General features: G+C 73.5%; 13 protein-coding genes and 1 tRNA gene. 4 read left to right on the top strand and 10 right to left on the bottom strand.

Annotated elements, in window-relative coordinates; all coding sequences use genetic code 11:
• Positions 1-156 precede the first annotated feature (156 nt).
• Together AC3ET4_RS14970 and lepA are read right to left on the bottom strand one after the other, a co-directional pair.
• Positions 157-414 (bottom strand): hypothetical protein, encoded by a 258-nt coding sequence (locus AC3ET4_RS14970; RefSeq protein ID WP_431949314.1) that lies wholly within the window; start codon positions 412-414, stop codon positions 157-159.
• 218 nt (positions 415-632) lie between these two features.
• On the bottom strand, positions 633-2498 hold the full coding sequence (lepA, locus tag AC3ET4_RS14965) for a translation elongation factor 4 (protein ID WP_431949312.1): 1866 nt from the start codon (positions 2496-2498) through the stop codon (positions 633-635).
• A 235-nt stretch (positions 2499-2733) separates the two neighbouring features.
• Here lepA and rpsT point away from each other — a divergent pair, with 235 nt between their 5' ends.
• A complete protein-coding gene (rpsT, locus tag AC3ET4_RS14960) occupies positions 2734-3000 on the top strand; it encodes a 30S ribosomal protein S20 (protein WP_319133817.1) in 267 nt (88 codons plus the stop codon).
• Positions 3001-3186: 186 nt separating this feature from the next.
• On the opposite strand, the gene holA is transcribed toward rpsT, so the two are convergent.
• The gene (holA, locus tag AC3ET4_RS14955) at positions 3187-4170 is read right to left on the bottom strand and encodes a DNA polymerase III subunit delta (protein ID WP_431949309.1); all 984 of its coding nucleotides are present in this window, start codon (positions 4168-4170) and stop codon (positions 3187-3189) included.
• Positions 4171-4210: 40 nt separating this feature from the next.
• On the opposite strand from holA, the gene AC3ET4_RS14950 reads away from it, so the two are divergent.
• The gene (locus AC3ET4_RS14950) at positions 4211-4456 is read left to right on the top strand and encodes a hypothetical protein (protein WP_431949307.1); all 246 of its coding nucleotides are present in this window, start codon (positions 4211-4213) and stop codon (positions 4454-4456) included.
• A gap of 3 nt (positions 4457-4459) precedes the next feature.
• Positions 4460-5872 carry a hypothetical protein gene (locus tag AC3ET4_RS14945; protein WP_431949305.1) on the top strand — a complete coding sequence of 471 codons (1413 nt, stop codon included), beginning with the start codon at positions 4460-4462 and terminating at the stop codon, positions 5870-5872.
• Here the strand turns inward: AC3ET4_RS14945 and AC3ET4_RS14940 are convergent.
• The 7 genes from AC3ET4_RS14940 to AC3ET4_RS14910 form a co-directional block, all read right to left on the bottom strand.
• The gene (locus AC3ET4_RS14940) at positions 5838-6101 is read right to left on the bottom strand and encodes a GlsB/YeaQ/YmgE family stress response membrane protein (protein ID WP_431949303.1); all 264 of its coding nucleotides are present in this window, start codon (positions 6099-6101) and stop codon (positions 5838-5840) included. The two genes, AC3ET4_RS14945 and AC3ET4_RS14940, sit on opposite strands and share 35 nt — an antisense overlap.
• Before the next feature lie 399 nt (positions 6102-6500).
• On the bottom strand, positions 6501-9185 hold the full coding sequence (locus AC3ET4_RS14935; RefSeq protein WP_431949301.1) for a ComEC/Rec2 family competence protein: 2685 nt from the start codon (positions 9183-9185) through the stop codon (positions 6501-6503).
• A complete protein-coding gene (locus tag AC3ET4_RS14930; protein WP_431949299.1) occupies positions 9182-9895 on the bottom strand; it encodes a ComEA family DNA-binding protein in 714 nt (237 codons plus the stop codon). The genes AC3ET4_RS14935 and AC3ET4_RS14930 overlap by 4 nt, the downstream gene beginning before the upstream one ends.
• Before the next feature lie 439 nt (positions 9896-10334).
• Entirely contained in the window at positions 10335-11180 is an 846-nt protein-coding gene (locus AC3ET4_RS14925) for a DegV family protein (protein ID WP_431949297.1), read from the bottom strand.
• A 117-nt stretch (positions 11181-11297) separates the two neighbouring features.
• On the bottom strand, positions 11298-11972 hold the full coding sequence (locus tag AC3ET4_RS14920) for a hypothetical protein (RefSeq protein WP_431949295.1): 675 nt from the start codon (positions 11970-11972) through the stop codon (positions 11298-11300).
• 350 nt (positions 11973-12322) lie between these two features.
• The gene (gene leuS, locus AC3ET4_RS14915) at positions 12323-15187 is read right to left on the bottom strand and encodes a leucine--tRNA ligase (RefSeq protein ID WP_431949293.1); all 2865 of its coding nucleotides are present in this window, start codon (positions 15185-15187) and stop codon (positions 12323-12325) included.
• A 682-nt stretch (positions 15188-15869) separates the two neighbouring features.
• A tRNA-Ala gene (locus AC3ET4_RS14910) sits at positions 15870-15942 on the bottom strand.
• Between the two features lie 151 nt (positions 15943-16093).
• Between AC3ET4_RS14910 and AC3ET4_RS14905 the strand changes: the two genes are divergently transcribed.
• Positions 16094-17377 (top strand): glycosyltransferase 87 family protein, encoded by a 1284-nt coding sequence (locus tag AC3ET4_RS14905; protein ID WP_431949291.1) that lies wholly within the window; start codon positions 16094-16096, stop codon positions 17375-17377.
• Position 17378 lies beyond the last annotated feature (1 nt).

The following is a 17378-nucleotide window of genomic DNA, read 5'->3' as shown; positions in this document are numbered from 1 at the left end:
CGACGCCCGCTTGGTAAGAGGCCGTAGCCGCGCGATGCGACCGCCACCACCTCATGTATGGCGAATACACATAACGGCGGGCTCCCGGAATCCGGGGAGCCCGCCTTCCGGTTACGGCTCCGGTCACCCACCGGCGGCCCACCGGGAGCCCGACGCTCAACCGCCGATCGGCAGACCGCCGATCATGTTCTTGTTCCCCCCAGCCCTTCCCGCGCCGCCGAGCAGCTCGCCCGTCTTGCCGGTGACCGCCTTCAGTCCGGTCCTGGCGACCTCGTCCTTGGCGTCCAGGATCTTCATCGGCCCGTTGCCGAGCGGGAGGGCCTCCTTGGCGAAGGCGGGGGACGCGGCGGCCCCGGCGGCGCCCAGCGCGATCACGGAACCGGCGACGACGGCCGCGGCCTTCGAGTACTTCACTTCACATTCCCCTTCCGCAGCGGCGCCTTTCGCCGCTGTCACAAGGAGTAACGTCGTGGACTCCCCGACAGAAACCGCGCGGGGCGGGGTTTTTGCCAATCACCCGAATGCCGTACCGCCGATACGAAAGGGCGCTTGCCCGATGATCGGACAAGCGCCCTTTCCGCGCGCCGCGCCAGGCCGTGCCGCCGGCCCGCGCACCCCGGCTTCCTCTGCCGCTACTTCTTCTTGGCCGCGCTCTCGTCGCTGGAGAGCACCGCGATGAAGGCCTCCTGCGGCACCTCCACGGAGCCGACCATCTTCATCCGCTTCTTGCCTTCCTTCTGCTTCTCCAGCAGCTTCCGCTTGCGGGAGATGTCGCCGCCGTAGCACTTGGCGAGGACGTCCTTGCGGATGGCGCGGATGGTCTCGCGGGCGATGACCCGCGAACCGATGGCGGCCTGCACCGGCACCTCGAAGCTCTGCCGCGGGATCAGCTCACGCAGCTTCGCCACCAGGCGCACGCCGTAGGCGTAGGCGTTGTCCTTGTGCGTGATCGCGGAGAACGCGTCGACCTTGTCGCCGTGCAGCAGGATGTCCACCTTGACCAGGCTGGAGGACTGCTCGCCGGTGGGCTCGTAGTCCAGCGACGCGTAGCCGCGCGTCTTGGACTTCAGCTGGTCGAAGAAGTCGAAGACGATCTCGGCGAGCGGCAGGGTGTAGCGGATCTCCACCCGGTCCTCGGAGAGGTAGTCCATGCCGAGCAGGGAACCGCGCCGGGTCTGGCAGAGCTCCATGATCGCGCCGATGAACTCCGTGGGCGCCAGGATCGTCGCCCGGACCACCGGCTCGTATACCTCGTCGATCTTGCCCTCGGGGAACTCGCTGGGGTTGGTGACGACGTGCTCCTTGCCGTCCTCCATCACCACCCGGTAGACCACGTTCGGCGCGGTCGCGATCAGGTCCAGCCCGAACTCGCGCTCCAGCCGCTCGCGGATCACGTCCAGGTGCAGCAGGCCGAGGAAGCCGACGCGGAAGCCGAATCCGAGGGCCGCCGAGGTCTCCGGCTCGTAGACCAGGGCCGCGTCGTTGAGCTGCAGCTTGTCCAGCGCGTCCCGCAGCTCCGGGTAGTCGGAGCCGTCCAGCGGATACAGGCCCGAGAACACCATGGGCTTGGGGTCCTTGTAGCCGCCCAGCGGCTCGGTGGCGCCCTTGGCCTGCTGGGTGATCGTGTCACCCACCTTGGACTGGCGGACGTCCTTCACACCCGTGATCAGGTAGCCCACCTCACCCACGCCGAGGCCGTCGGCCGGCAGCATCTCGGGCGAGTTGGTGCCGATCTCCAGCAGCTCGTGGGTCGCGCCGGTGGACATCATCTTGATCCGCTCGCGCTTGCTGAGCTGGCCGTCGACGACCCGGACGTAGGTGACGACACCGCGGTAGGAGTCGTACACCGAGTCGAAGATCATCGCGCGGGCGGGCGCGTCGGCGACGCCGACCGGGGCCGGGACGGTCTCCACCACGCGGTCCAGCAGCGCCTCGACGCCGAGGCCGGTCTTGGCCGAGACCCTGAGGACGTCCGAGGGGTCGCAGCCGATGAGGTTGGCCAGCTCCTCGGAGAACTTCTCGGGCTGCGCCGCCGGCAGGTCGATCTTGTTCAGCACCGGGACGATGGTGAGGTCGTTCTCCATCGCCAGGTAGAGGTTGGCCAGGGTCTGCGCCTCGATGCCCTGGGCGGCGTCGACCAGCAGGATCGTGCCCTCGCAGGCCGCGAGCGAACGGGAGACCTCATAGGTGAAGTCCACGTGCCCCGGGGTGTCGATCATGTTCAGGATGTGGGTCCTCCCCTGGCCGGCGCCCTCGGTGGGCGCCCAGGGCAGCCTGACGGCCTGGGACTTGATCGTGATGCCGCGCTCGCGCTCGATGTCCATCCGGTCGAGGTATTGGGCGCGCATCTGCCGCTGATCCACCACACCGGTGAGCTGGAGCATCCGGTCGGCAAGGGTCGACTTGCCGTGGTCGATGTGCGCGATGATGCAGAAATTGCGGATCAGCGCCGGGTCGGTACGGCTGGGCTCCGGCACGTTCGAAGGGGTCGCGGGCACGCAGGGTCCTGTCTCTTGAGGCGCCTGTCGCCTCTGGTCGGATCGATACGTATGGCTCCCATAGTCCCATGGCCGCGGCCCACGGCCGTGCCGGGCGGTGCGGGACGGGCCAAGACACCCCCCGCCGGCCACCGGTTTGGGCGGCACGCGGGCCGACTGCTAGCCTGGGCAGTCGCGTCTCGTGCCCTCTACCCGAGGCGCGGACCCCATCAGTCAAACCTGAAAAGGCTCTTTCGTGGCGAACATCAAGTCCCAGATCAAGCGCAACAAGACCAACGAGAAGGCGCGCCTGCGCAACAAGGCCGTCAAGTCCGAGCTCAAGACCGCCATCCGTCGCACCCGTGAGGCCGTGGCCGCCGGCGACGTCGAGAAGGCGACCGAGGCCGCGCGCCTCGCCTCCAAGAAGCTCGACAAGGCCGTGAGCAAGGGCGTCATCCACAAGAACCAGGCCGCCAACAAGAAGTCGGCGCTGGCGCTCAAGGTGGCCGGCCTCCAGGGCTGAACCTTCCCGTAGCGGTACCCGTCGGCGAGGACACAGCGGTCCCTCTCACCCGCTCCTCTATCGACATCCTTGATCTTCCGGCCGCACGCGGCCTGCGTTCGCCACGCGGGTGCGGCCTTCGAAGGGCCCCGTACCTCCCGGTGCGGGGCCCTTCGGCGTCTTCCGTGTGGCGGCGGGAGCCGTGGCTCAGCGGGCGCGTGCGGCCCGCGCGACGGCGACGACCGCCTTCTCCAGGGCATAGGCCGGGTCCGCGCTGCCGCCCTTGACCGCGGCGTCGGCCTCGGCGACCGCGCGCAGCGCGGCGGAGACGCCGTCACCGGACCAGCCGCGCATCTGCTGGCGGACGCGGTCGATCTTCCACGGCGGCATGCCCAGCTCCCGGGCCAGATCCCCCGGCCGCGCTCCGCGCGGGGCCGAGGCCAGCTTGCCGATGGCCCGCACGCCGGAGGCCAGGGCGAAGGTGATGCCGGGCAGCGGCTGGCCGACCGCGATGGCCCAGCGCAGCCGCTCCAGTGCCTCGGCGGCGCGGCCGGTCACCGCCAGGTCCGCGACCTCGAAGCCGGTGGCCTCGGCCCGTCCCGTGTAGTAACGCGCGACCACGGCCGCGTCGATCGCGCCCTCCACATCGGCGACGAGCTGGGCGCAGGCGCTCGCCAGCTCCCGCAGGTCGCTGCCGATGGCGTCCACCAGGGCCTGGCATGCCTCAGGGGTCGCGGCCCGGCCCAGCGTGCGGAACTCCTGACGTACGAAGGCCAGCCGGTCGGCGGGCTTGGTCATCTTCGGGCAGGCCACCTCGCGTGCGCCGGCCTTTCGCGCCGCGTCCAGCAGGCCCTTGCCCTTGGCGCCGCCCGCGTGCAGCAGGACGAGCGTGATCTCCTCCGCGGGGGCGTCCAGGTAGCTCTTGACGTCCTTGACGGTGTCCGCGGACAGATCCTGCGCGTTCCGTACGACCAGGACCTTGCGCTCGGCGAAGAGCGAAGGGCTGGTGAGCTCCGCCAGGGTGCCCGGCTGGAGGGCGTCCGGCGTGAGATCGCGCACATCGGTGTCGGCGTCGGCGGCGCGCGCCGCCTGCACGATTTCCCGTACCGCGCGGTCGAGGAGCAGGTCCTCCTGGCCCACCGCGAGCGTCACGGGGGCGAGTGGGCTGTCTGTCGTACTGTTCCTGGCCATCGCGGTCCAGCATCCCACGCGGGTCCGACACAATGTCCCGGTGACCGACGTCAGACATGTGCTCGTCCTCCCCGATCGCGATGCCGCAGAGGAGGCCGCCGACGAAGCCGCCGAGCGCTTCGACCTGCCCCACCGTCCCCAACTCGTCCGTGACGCCCTCGCCGGCGAGGACGACGCCGACGACGCCCAGTGGCTCGTCGTCATCGACGACGAGGACGAGGAACTGGACCCCACCGCCCTGAACGCCTTGGCGGAGGAGTTCGAGGGCTGGCTGGAGGAGGACTAGGCCGTGCCGCTGCGCGTTCCCGCCCAGCGCCGCCGCCCGCAGGAGGGAGGGGCGGAGCTCCCCGGGACGGCCGGGGCGCTCCCGGCCGTCCCGTTCAACCAGCGAGTACGCCTGCTGGTCGAGGCCGTCGACCAGCCCGACGAGCTCGCCCTGGCCCAGGGGCTGATGGAGGCGCGGGGCTGGGCGGTGCGCCGGGCCGGCCGTGAAGACGCACCGGCCACGGCGCGCGGCGGCCGCGTCGCGCTCGTCGTCGAGGTGCGCCTCAACGGCTCCCCCCGCTGGCGGGCCGAGAGGGCGGCGTGCGGGGCCGTGGAACGGCTGGCCAGGACCCACCAGCTGGGCGTGTGGGTCCGCGACGCTGCGTTGCTGCTCCGGCCGCCGGACGACCCGCGGACCGAGTACCGCGTGATCCGACGGTCAGGCGCGGGCGGCGGACGGCGCGAGCGGCTCGCCCGGCTGCGGGCCGCCCTCGGCGGGCGCGGCGCTCACCGGCTGCTGCGGCTGCCGGCCGGGCTGACCCGGGAGGCCGTCGAGCGGGAGCTCTCGGAACGCCCGCTGGGCGGCTCCGCGTTCGCCGCCGAGGTCCACGAACTGCGGCCCGCGCCGCCCGAGACGGCCGAGGCGGCGGCCGGACCGCGCCGTACGCCGTCGCGGGTGCGCGCGCTGCCCGCCCTGGTCTTCGCCGCGGCTGCGCTGCCGGCCTGGGCGGCCACCGGGGCGGGGACCGGGCTGCTGTGGTGGTCGCTGACCGCGGCGGGCCTGATCTGCGCGCCGGGCGTGTACTACGCCCTGCGCGACTCGTGGTTCTCACGCAACGCGGTCTGGCTCGTGCCGCTCGCCCTGCCCCTCGGGTGGTCCCTGGTGACCTGGCTCGGCCGGCTGATGCAGTCCGCCTACCTCGAACGGTTCGGCATCCCCTCCGGTTCGGTCCGCTCCGCCGGAGGCCTGTGGCCGTACGCGGCCGCCGCCGAACCGCTGGGGCTCGCGCTGGGGTTCGTCCTGTTCGCCACGGCGGTCGCCGGGTGGCTGCGGCACGTGCACATCGCCAAGGGCGACAACCGCCTCGCCCTGGTCACCGTCACCGTGCTCCTGTCCGCTGCCTTCGCGGCCACCGCGCTCCTCGCCGGCGCACGCGACGCCGACCACGCCGCCCGGGACGCGGCGACCGCCGCTGCCCGGGGGCAGGCGCCGAAGGGGTACTTCGGGGTGCGCGGCGCCCTGATGTGCGTGGTGCCCGTCGGCGAGGTTCCCGTGCCCGTGGAGAACGGCCCGGTGCTGTCCTTCGGCGCCTCGGGGGACTGGATCTGGCTGTGGGACCCGGACCGTGCCCAGGCCCTGTCCGTGCGTCGGGACGACGTGCGGTTGCTGCCCGCGCCCGAGGTCAGCGGGAGTCGCCGAACAGGATGCGGTAGATGATCAGGAGGACGAGCGCCCCGCCTATGGCCGCGCCCCATGTGGGCAGGTCGTAGAAGTCCTTGCTGACGGGGTGGTCGAGGAACTTCGCCGAGATCCAGCCGCCGACCACCGCACCCGCGATGCCGATCAGCGTCGTCCCGAGCAGTCCGCCCGGGTCCCTCCCCGGCAGCAGCAGCTTCGCGACGGCGCCCGCGACCAGGCCCAGGACGATCCAGCCGATGATGGTCATGCCGTCACCCTGCCACGGCCACGGTCCCCTCATGCGCGCCGGGACGAAGCCATGGACAAGCCGTGACACGGCGGTTGCACTTCCCGGCGGACTGCCGGTGCCGGGCATGCGGAGGCCCGCGGCGCGAAAACGGGGTGCGTCCGCCTCGGCGGTTGCCCAGGACGTGCGCGTCACGGTCCGAACCAGGAGGCCCCGTGGTGCGCCGCGCGCTCGCCCCGGCCCTTTCCCGCCGCCCGGCTACACCGGTACGTCGGCGTCGCCGTCGCGGCCCTCGGCTCGCACCACGGCCGGCACGGGAGCGTGCGGCCTGGCGCATGCCGCTGTGGCCGGCGGCGCCGCTGCTGCTGATCGTCGTGCCGGCGTACGGACTGACCCAGCAGACGGCGAAGGACCTGGTGATCACCGGTGCGATCGTCGTGGCCTCGCTCGCCTGACGGCTCTGCTGCCTCCGGCCCCGGCGGAGCACCCACTGGGTGATCGCGGTGCAGGATGAGGACAAGGACCTCGGGAACGTCTGAGCCGCCCGCCCCGGCCTCCCCGGGTCCCGCTCCGGCTGTGTCCGACGCTGGTGGCGGCACGTGTTCTCCGCCGCCCCCGGACGGCCCGCTCCGTGGCGGGCGACGGACCCGCCACGGCGGCCCGCAGCCCCGCCTCGTCGCCCAGGACGGCCACGGGTCCGTCCCGGTCGGTGCGCAGGACGGTCGAGCCGTGGGCGCGCAGCGCGGCGAGGGTGCGCGGCGACGGATGGCCGTAAGGGTTGCCCGCACCACAGCTCACCAGCGCCAGCCGGGGACGGATCCGGTCCAGGAGCGCCGGCTCCTGGTAGGCGGAGCCGTGGTGGGCGACCTTCAGGACGTCGACCCGCGAAAGGTCGGGGGCGGCCGCGAGGAGGGCGCGCTGGGCCGCGGGCTCCAGGTCGCCGAGGAGGAGGACGGTGAGGCCTGCCGTGCGGACGAGCAGGGTGACACTGGCGTCGTTGGGGTTGGCGCCGTCCAGGGCGGCGCCGTCGGCACCCGCCGGAAGCGGGGGCGCCGCGGGCCACAGCACCCGCCAGTCCAGTGAGCCCAGGCGGCGGCGCTCCCCGGGCGCCGCGCGCAGCACGGGGACGCGGGCGGCCGCGGCCTGGCGGCGTACGAACGCGGCCTGGTCGGGGGGATCGTCGAGGGTGGTGGTCTCGATCGCGCCCACGGAGCGGCCCCGCAGCACCCCGGGCAGTCCGGCGACATGGTCGGCGTGGAAGTGGGTGAGGACGAGCAGGGGCACCGTGGTGATCCGGAGGGAGCGCAGGCAGCGGTCGACGAGGCGGGGCTCCGGGCCGGTGTCCACCACGACGGCGGCGCCGTCGCCCGCCGAGAGCACCAGCGCGTCGCCCTGGCCCACGTCGCAGGCCACCAGCCGCCAGGCTGGTGGCGGCCAGCCGGTCACCGAGCGGGGCAGCGGCGCCGGACGCACGACGGCCAGCACGAGCAGCAGTGCCGCGGCGGCGCACAGCAAGGGTCGACGCAAAAGGCGGCGCCCTGCCACTACCACCGCCACGGTGACGGCTGCCAGCAGCAGGGCGCCCGCCCATGTGCCGGGCCAGTCGATCGTCGCCCCGGGCAGGGCGGCACCGCGCCGGGCCACCGCCGCGATCCAGCCGGCCGGCCAGGCCGCGACCCAGGCCAGGGCCTTGGCGGCGGGCATCGCGAACGGCGCCGCGGCCAGGGCGGCGAAGCCGAGGACGGTGGCGGGGCCCACGGCGAGTTCCGCCAGCAGGTTGCAGGGGACCGCGACCAGGCTGACGTGGGCGGCCAGCACCGCCACCACGGGGGCGCACACCGCCTGTGCGGCGGCCGCCGCTGCGAGGACCTCCGCAAGACGCGGCGGCACCCGCCGGCGCCGCAAGGCGGCGCTCCAGCGCGGCGCGAGAACGAGCAGCGCGCCGGTGGCCAGCGCGGACAGCGCGAAGCCGTACGAGCGGGCCAGCCAGGGGTCGTAGAGGAGCAGCAGCAGGGCCGCCCCGCACAGCGCGGGCAGCAGGCTGCGGCGGCGGCCCGTGCCGATGGCCAGGAGGGTGATCAGCCCGCAGGCGGCCGCGCGCAGCACGCTGGGGTCGGGTCGGCACACCACGACGAAGGCCGCGGTGAGTGCTCCTCCGAGCACGGCCGTGACGCGCAGCGGGAGGGCCAGTCTCGGCGCCAGGCCGCCCCGCTCGGCCCGCAGGGCGAGACCGGGCGGGCCGATCAGCAGGATCAGCACCAGGGAGAGATTGGAACCGCTGACCGCGGTCAGATGGGTCAGGTCGGTGGCCTCGAACGCCTCGTGCAGATCGACCGGGATACGGGAGGTGTCCCCGACGACCAGACCGGGCAGCAGGGCCCGGGCGTCGGGCGGCAGGCCCGCGGTGGCCTCGCGGAGCCCCTCGCGGAGCCCGCCGGCCACCCGCTGCGCGCGGCCCGGCGGCCCGACGACGCGGGGAGGGCCCCGGACTGACAGCACCGCGGCGATCCGGTCGCCCGGGCCGGCCGCCGGGGCGAGCCGCGCCTGCGCGTCGACACGGGTGCCGGGCAGCAAGGCGAGCCAGCTGCGCGCGGGTTGGCGGGCGATGAGCAGGACCGGCGTACGGACGTGGGCCGTTGTGCCCATCGCCGCCACGCGCACGGCCTCGGCCTCCACCAGCACCGCCTCCGGGGCCGCGGCGGCCCCTCGTACCTGCGGGCGGATCAGCCGGGGATCGGCGGTCAGTCGCAACTCGACTCGGACGTCGGCGTGTTCAGCAGCCAGGGCGGGCAGGGGGCCGCGGTGCAGGTCCGCGGCATGCAGCCCCGCCACGGCCGCCGACGCCATCGCGCAGAACGCCACGGTGGCCGCTGTCGCCCACCGGCGTGCCAGCGCCGCCAGCGCCGCCGGAACGGCCGCCGTGCACGCCCACGCCACAGCTCCCCCCGGCGCGGCGAGGGCGACACCCGCGGCGAGCCAGGCGGCGAGGACCGGTACGACCAGACGCAGATCCGGTGGGCCTTCCTGGCGCGGGTTCGACGCGCCCCTGGGGGACAGGGCGGCCGCGTGCACCGCCGGACGCGCCGTGGACGGCGGCCCACTCACGGGGTGACCAGCGGCTTGAGATCGGAGAACCGGCGGTCCCCGATGCCGTTGACATCCCGCAGTTGCTCCACGGAGGTGAACCCGCCGTGCCGCCCGCGGTAGTCGATGATGTGCCGGGCGAGCACCGGTCCCACACCGGGCAGGGCGTCCAACTGCTCGGGGGTTGCGGAGTTGAGACTGACCGGACCGCTCGCGGCGGTGGTCCCCCCGGCCCCGGCGGCGGGCGGTGGGGCGGGGCGGCCGACGACGATCTGCTCCCCGTCGGCCAGCAGACGGGCCAGATTCAGGGTGCCGGTGTCCGTGCCGGGCAGCGCTCCCCCGGCGGCGTCCACCGCGTCCGCAACGCGGGATCCCGTGGGCAGTCGGCGCAGCCCCGGCTTCCGGACCTTGCCCGCGACGTCCACGACCAGCACTGCCGGGGCCCCCGGCGCGGGACTGGGCGTCCGCGGCTCGGCCGCGGCGGAGCTCGTGGCGGCGGGCACTTCGGCGGCGGCCGGCAGCGCCCCGGTGACAGGGGGCACGGCGATCGTCCGCGGCCGGCCGGTCCAGTAGTGGTGCACCGCGAACACCAGGGCGACGAGGAGCACGACCGCGAGGGCGACCGCGGTCTTCGCCTCGATACCGCAGCGGACCGAGAACCAGGTGGGAAGGCGTTCGGTGAGGGCGAGGCGCCAGGCACCCGCGACGCGGCGCGCCGGCGGATCCGGCACGGCCCGTCGCCCAGGAGCCACCGTCGCCGAAGCCACCGCTGTAGCCGTCGGAGCCGCCGCAGCCCTTGCAGCCGGTCGCTCCGGCACCCCGGAAGGTTCCGGCGCCTCCCGTCGCGGGCGCTGACCCGGCCGTCCCGGCGGCTCCGGACGCCCTGGTCGTTCCAGCGGCGCCGGTCGTCCCGGAGGCTCGGGAACACCCCCTCGCGCGGGACGCGTAGGCGGACGCTCGAAGAGCGCGGCGGCGCGTTCCCGGATCGCTACGGGGCCCGGTACGGGGGCGGTTGCGCCGACGGTGGCAGACGGATGCCTGCGGTGGCGCGGAGTTGCGGTCGTCGATCCCATGTCAGGGACGGTAGGAGGTTCGCCGTCCGCAAGATGATCTTGGCCAAGTCCTGTGGACTACTCGCCCGTTGTGGATATCTCCGTCACCCGAAAGACGTCAGAGCGGGGAGACGACCGCCCCCAGCAATCCAGGCCCCGTGTGGGCGCCGATCACCGCGCCGACCTCGCTGACGATGAGGGTCTTGAGCCCGGGGACCCGCGCGCGCAGACGCTCCGCGAGAGCGGAGGCGCGATCGGCGGCGGCCAGGTGGTGGACGGCGATGTCCACCTGCCGGGTACCCGCCCGCTCGACGACGATCTCCTCCAGCCGCGCCAGGGCCTTGGAGGCCGTGCGGACCTTCTCCAGCAGCTGGATCCGACCCTCGTCCAGCTGCAGCAGCGGCTTCACCGCGAGCGCCGAGCCGAGCAACGCCTGGGCGGCGCCGATGCGGCCGCCCCGGCGCAGGTAGTCGAGGGTGTCCACGTAGAAGTACGCCGACGTGTCCGACGCGCGCTTCTCCGCGGCCGCCACGATCTCGTCCGCGGAACCGCCCGCCTCCGCCGCCTCCGCGGCGCTGAGCACCGGGAACCCGAGGGCCATGGCGACCATGGCGGTGTCCACCACGCGCACCGGCACCGGCGCGTCCGCACCCGCGAGCAGCGCGGCGTCGTAGGTGCCGGAGAACTCCGCCGACAGGTGCAGGGAGACGATCTCGGTGGCGCCCGACTGGGCCACCGCCCGGTAGGCGGCGGCGAATTCCTCGGGGCTCGGCCGTGACGTGGTGACGGGCTTGCGTCGTTGCAGGGCGCGGGCCACCGCCGGCGCCGACACCTCGGTGCCCTCTTCCAGCGCCTCGTCGCCGATCACCACCGTCAGGGGCACCACGGTGATCCGGTGCCGGCTCAAAGCCTCCTGCGGCAGGTAGGCCGTGGAATCGGTGACGATAGCGACATGGGACGACATGTGCGGGAGGTTACCCGCGCCAAAGGCCCGGCGACAGTACGGCCCGGCCGAGCCCGACCCGGGGGTGCGTCCCCGCGCCCGTGGCGGCCGTGACGCGTCCCCGCCGCGCGCGACCCGTCACAACGACTTGGGCGGCTGCCCGGCACCGGGCTCCGAGGTCCGCCGGCGCCACGTCCCCGGCCGGATGTTCGGTTCCACTGCCGCGTCCGGGGCAGGCCCTGGGCCCGGACCCGGCTCCGGGAGCGACGCGGGCGCCCAGTGCCGCAAGGCCCCTGCCTCCAGGTCGATGTCACGGCCCAGGGCCGCGAGGTCGTCGTCGGCGAAGTGGCGGGCACGGTCCTGGGCGGCCCAGCGCAGCGAGTCCGCGGAGTGGGTGATGCGCCGCGTGCGCTCCTCGAGTTCGCCGATCCGGGCGGCGATGCGGGCGCGGTCGGGCTCGCGCTCGAGCAGCCTCAGCTCCGCGTCGAGCTCCTGGGCGTGGGCGCGCAGCCGTCCGAGCAGGGCGACGGCCTCACTCAACGACGGGTCGACGGCGGCCTGTCCCTCCAGCGCCTCCCCCGTGCTCGTGACGGACGTACGCAGCGCCAGGCGCAGCTCGGCGAGCTTGCCGGCCGGCCCGGGCCGGCTGTAGCGGCGGGCCTTCAGACCGGTCTCCTCGACGACGCGACGGGCCTCGATGCTGGTGCGCTCCACCCCCCGCTTGACCGCCCGGACGGTCTTGACCGTGGCGACGACACCGAGCGTCACGAGGGAGGCGAAGAGCAGAAGGATCACGGCGACGGCGACATCCACGGCGGCTCCTCTGACAGCTCGGTCCCGGTCCGTCCGACCGGCCCCATCTCATGGATCAGCTGTATGCCCACCGTAAACGGACGGGGGCGGGCGAGGGTTCCGGGAGAACCCCTGCCCGCCCCTGGACCGCCGTCGGCGACCGCGCCCGGGCCCGGCGGGCGGAGCGGCGTCAGGCCGTCACACGGTCCCGCAATCGGCCCACCGGGTAGCCGTCCGCCACGCCGCCTGCGCCAGGCCGCCGCACCGCGAGGCCGTCACACCGCCGCACCACCGCGCCGCCACACCGCCGCACCGTCACACCGCCGCACCGTCACACCGCCGCACCACCGCACCACCGCGCCGCCGCACCGTCACGCGGGAACGATGTTCACCAGCTTCGGCGCCCGCACGATCACCTTGCGGACCCCCGCGCCGCCCAGCGCCGCCACGACCGCCGGGTCGGCCAGGGCCTGGGCTTCCAGGTCGGCGTCGGAGATCGTCGGCGACACCTCCAGGCGAGCCTTGATCTTGCCCTTGATCTGGACGACGCATGTGACGGTCTCGTCCACCACGTACGCCGGGTCGGCCACCGGCAGGTCCTCGTGCGCCAGTGACTGCTCGTGCCCCAGCCGCCGCCACAGCTCTTCGGCGATGTGCGGGGCCAGCGGCGCGATCAGCAGGACCAGGGACTCGGCCACCGAGCGCGACACCGGGCCGCCCGCCTTGGTCAGGTGGTTGTTCAGCTCCGTGATCTTGGCGATCGCGGTGTTGAAACGCAGACCCTCCAAGTCCTGGCGGACACCGTCGATCGCCTTGTGCAGGGCGCGCAGGGTCTCCTCGTCCGGCGCGTCGTCGGTCACCGTGACCTCGCCGGTCGCCTCGTCCACGACATTGCGCCACAGCCGTTGCAGCAGCCGGTACTGGCCGACGACGGCGCGGGTGTCCCACGGGCGGGAGACGTCCAGCGGGCCCATCGCCATCTCGTACAGGCGCAGGGTGTCGGCGCCGTACTCGGCGGCGATCTCGTCCGGGGTGACGGCGTTCTTCAGGGACTTGCCCATCTTGCCCAGCTCGCGCTTGACCTGCTCGCCGCCGTACCAGAAGGCGCCGTCCCTCTCCTCGACCTCGGCCGCCGGGACGGGGAAGCCGCGGCTGTCCCGGTACACGTAGGCCTGGATCATGCCCTGGTTGAACAGCTTGTGGAACGGCTCCGCGGACGAAACGTGCCCCAGGTCGAACAGCACCTTGGACCAGAAGCGCGCGTACAGCAGGTGCAGCACCGCGTGCTCGGCACCGCCGACGTACAGGTCGACGCCGCCGTGCGGCTGCCCCTCGCGCGGGCCCATCCAGTACCGCTCGATCTCGGGGTCGACCAGCTTGCGGTCGTTGTGCGGGTCCAGGTAGCGCAGCTCGTACCAGCAGGAGCCAGCCCAGTTGGGCATGGTGTTGGTCTCGCGGCGGTAGCGGCGCACGCCCTGGCCGTCGCCCAGGTCCAGCTCGACGTGGACCCACTCGTCGTTGCGGGACAGCGGGGTCTCGGGCTCGGTGTCCGCGTCGTCCGGGTCGAAGGTGCGCGGGGAGTAGTCCTCGACCTCCGGCAGCTCCAGCGGCAGCATCGACTCGGGCAGGGGGTGAGCCACGCCGTCCTCGTCGTAGACGATCGGGAAGGGCTCGCCCCAGTACCGCTGGCGGCTGAACAGCCAGTCGCGCAGGCGGTAGTTGATGGTTCCCTCGCCGATGCCGCGCTGCTCCAGGTACGCGATGACCTTGCGCTTGGCGTCGGCGACCTCCAGGCCGTTCAGGTCGATCTCGTCGTTGGCGGAGTTGATCGCCGGGCCCTGGCCGGTGTAGGCCTCGCCCTCCCAGCCCTCGGGCGGCTGGACGGTGCGGACGATGGGCAGGTCGAAGACGGTGGCGAACTCCCAGTCGCGCTCGTCCTGGCCGGGGACGGCCATGATGGCGCCGGTGCCGTAACCCATCAGGACGTAGTCGGCGACGAAGACGGGGATGCGGGTCCCGGTCAGCGGGTTCACCGCGTACGCGCCGCTGAAGACGCCGGTCTTGTTCTTGCCCTCGGTCTGCCGCTCGACGTCCGACTTCGCCTGGGCCTGCTTGCGGTACTCCGCGACGGCCTCGGCCGGAGTGGCCGCGCCGCCGGTCCAGGCGTCCTTGGTGCCCTCCGGCCAGGTGGCCGGCACCATGGTGTCGACCAGCGGGTGCTCGGGGGCCAGCACCATGTAGGTGGCGCCGAACAGGGTGTCCGGGCGGGTGGTGAAGACGGTGATCGGGGTGGCCTCCCGGCCATCGTGGACCTCGACCGCGAAGTCGACCTTGGCGCCCTCGGAGCGGCCGATCCAGTTGCGCTGCTGCAGCTTGATCGCCTCGGGCCAGTCCAGCGCGTCCAGATCGGTCAGCAGGCGGTCCGCGTAGGCGGTGATGCGCATCATCCACTGGCGCAGCTTGGCCTTGAAGACGGGGAAGTTCCCGCGCTCGGAGCGGCCGTCGGCCGTGACCTCCTCGTTGGCCAGCACGGTGCCGAGGCCGGGGCACCAGTTGACCGGGGACTCCGAGGCGTACGCCAGGCGGTATCCGCCCAGCACGTCGTCGCACTCGGCCGGGGTCAGCTCGGCCCAGGGGCGGCCGTCCGGGGTCGCCCGCTCACCCTTCTCGAACTGCTCGACCAGCTCCGCGATCGGGCGGGCGCGGTCGGCCTGCTCGTCGTACCAGGAGTTGAAGATCTGCAGGAAGATCCACTGCGTCCACTTGTAGTAGTCCGGGTCGATCGTGGCGAAGGACCGGCGCGGGTCGTGGCCCAGACCCAGCCGGCGCAGCTGGGCCCGCATGTTCTCCATGTTGGCCTCGGTGGACACCCGCGGGTGGGTGCCGGTCTGCACCGCGTACTGCTCGGCGGGCAGGCCGAAGGCGTCGAAGCCCAGGGTGTGCAGCACGTTGTGCCCGGTCATCCGCTGGAAGCGCGCGAAGACGTCGGTGGCGATGTAGCCCAGGGGGTGGCCGACGTGCAGTCCCGCACCCGAGGGGTACGGGAACATGTCCATGATGAATTTCTTGGACTTGACCAGCTCGCCGTCCCCGGCCAGGTCACCCGTGGGATTGGGCGCGGCGAAGGTCTGCTCCTGCTCCCAGAAGTCCTGCCAGCGGCTCTCGATGTCCGCGGCCAGGGCGGCCGTGTAGCGGTGGGGCGCAGCCGCCTCCGCGGCGGGGGTGGTCTCGCTCATCGTCCTTCGTACTCCATCGCTGTCATGACGGCCTGCGGCCCGGCCGCCGTACGGACGTCTGCCTGTGGAACCGCGGAGCCGCGGAACTGGGGAACTGCGGAACTGCGGAAACGAAAAAGCCCCTCGCACAGGAGGGGCGCCGCGCTGACATCGAACCTGGTCAGCGCGGCTTGCTAAGCAGAAGGCGTACGGCACGCATGGGCTCAGGTTACCCCAGAGCGGGATGGACCCGCACCGAGGTTCTCCCGGCGCGGGCCCGCGCGTGGACACCCGCGACGACCGGCGCGGACGGGAGGCGCCGCCGATCCGGCGGTCCTCGTGGTACGCGAGGGTCCGGCCGCCCAGGAGTGCGATGGAGGCGACCTGGACGCAGCCCGAGCGAACCGACGCCAACGCCTGCTCACCCAGGGGATCCACCGCGGTCACGGTGGCGCCGGCCACCCCGACATCGCCGGCACGCCCGTCCCTCCGCACCTGGACCCGGCAGCGCGGCGCGCGGGGGCCCCCTGTCCCGCTCTCGCGCTGGGCGTCGAGGACGGGCGGCACCACTGACCCCGGCCGCGCGGGGCCCCACCATCGTGAGGACCGGGCCCACAGCACACGCCGCCCACGCACCCGATCCGCCGCGGCGCAACGCGAAAGAGCCCGTCCGATCGGACGGGCTCTCATCACACTGCGGAAGTGGAGCTACGGGGATTCGAACCCCGGACCTCTTGCATGCCATGCAAGCGCTCTACCAACTGAGCTATAGCCCCGCGGTGCCGTTCTCCCGGGTTCCCCCGGCGACCTGGGATACATTACACGGCCCCCGGGCCGGTTCGCCAAATCGCTTCCTGCAGGTGCGCGCAGGGGCGCCCGGTAGGGTCGGCTGACCCACGTGCCGGAAGACAGACTGGAGAAGCCGCAGTGACCGCGACGCAGCCGATCGCCGACACCATGGCGCGCGGCCCCCGGGTCCGGCGGGCCACTGTGACGGCCGCTCTGGTGTGCCTGGTGTCCTTCGCGGCGTTCTGGGCCGCCCAGCGCGCGGCGCACGTGTCGCTGATCGACCTCACCGTCTACCGGGCCGAGGGCTGGTCGGTGCGCAACGGGGGCGACCTGTACGCGATGCGGGTCACCCACGCTCAGCTGCCCAACACCTACCCGCCGTTCGCGGCGCTGCTCTTCACGTCCCTGACCCTGCTCGGCCCGGGTGCCGCCCGGATCGCGGCGACCGCCGCCAACCTGGGCCTGCTGGTCGTCCTGGCCCATCTGTCGCTCCGGCTGGCCGGGCTGCCGCGGCGGCTGCCCCCGGCGGCCGCCGCGTTGGGCGTCGCGGCGGCCGCGGTGTGGTGCGAGCCGGTCTGGACGACACTGCGGTACGGGCAGATCAATCTGCTGCTCGCGGTGCTCGTGCTGGGCGACCTCACCCGGCGCCGGAGCAGGGCCGCAGGTGTCGGCATCGGCGTCGCGGCGGGGATCAAGCTGACCCCGCTGCTCTTCGTGGTTTTCCTGGCGGTCGGCGGGGCGGTGGTCGCCTGGCGGCGGCGCGAGCGCTGGAACTCGTGGCTGCGGACGGCCGCTGTGGCCTCCGTCACCTTTGCCGCGACCATCGGCCTTTCCGCGCTCGTCCTGCCAAGCGACACCCGGCGCTTCTGGACGCAGGTCGTGGTCTCCGCCGACCGCGCCGGCAACGGCGAGGACACCGCCAACCAGTCGCTGCGCGGCGTCCTGGCCCGCGCCCTGCACACCGGCGACCCCGGCGCGTGGTGGCTCCTCGCGGCCGCCCTGGTGGCCGTCGCCGGCCTGGCCGTCGCCACCGCGCACCTGGCGGCCGGGGAGCCCGCCTGGGCCGTCCTGTCGTGCGCCGTCACGGCGCTGCTGGTCAGCCCCGTCTCGTGGTCGCACCACTGGGTCTGGGCGGTCCCCCTGGTCGTCCTGCTGGCCGGCCGGGCCCTGCGGGCGAGCCGCCCCGCGCGCTGGTGGGCGGGCGCGGCCGCGGCCGCCCTCCTCTTCTGCTCGTACGCCCTCTGGCTCACCCCGCACGGCGACGGCGTCGCACGACCCGAACTCCACCAGTCCGTGGGGCAGATGGCCCTCTCCGCGGTCTATCCGGCCGCCGGGGCCGCTTTCCTGTGCCTGTCGGCCGCCGTCGCCGTCACCCGGCGCGGCCCGCTCGCCGGGCGCGACACCTCCGAGGCGGCCGCCTGAG

It is taken from the genome of Actinacidiphila sp. bgisy167 (assembly GCF_057707665.1).
The sequence above is the reverse complement of the archived record's forward strand: the minus strand, read 5'-3'. Positions and strand labels throughout refer to the sequence as shown.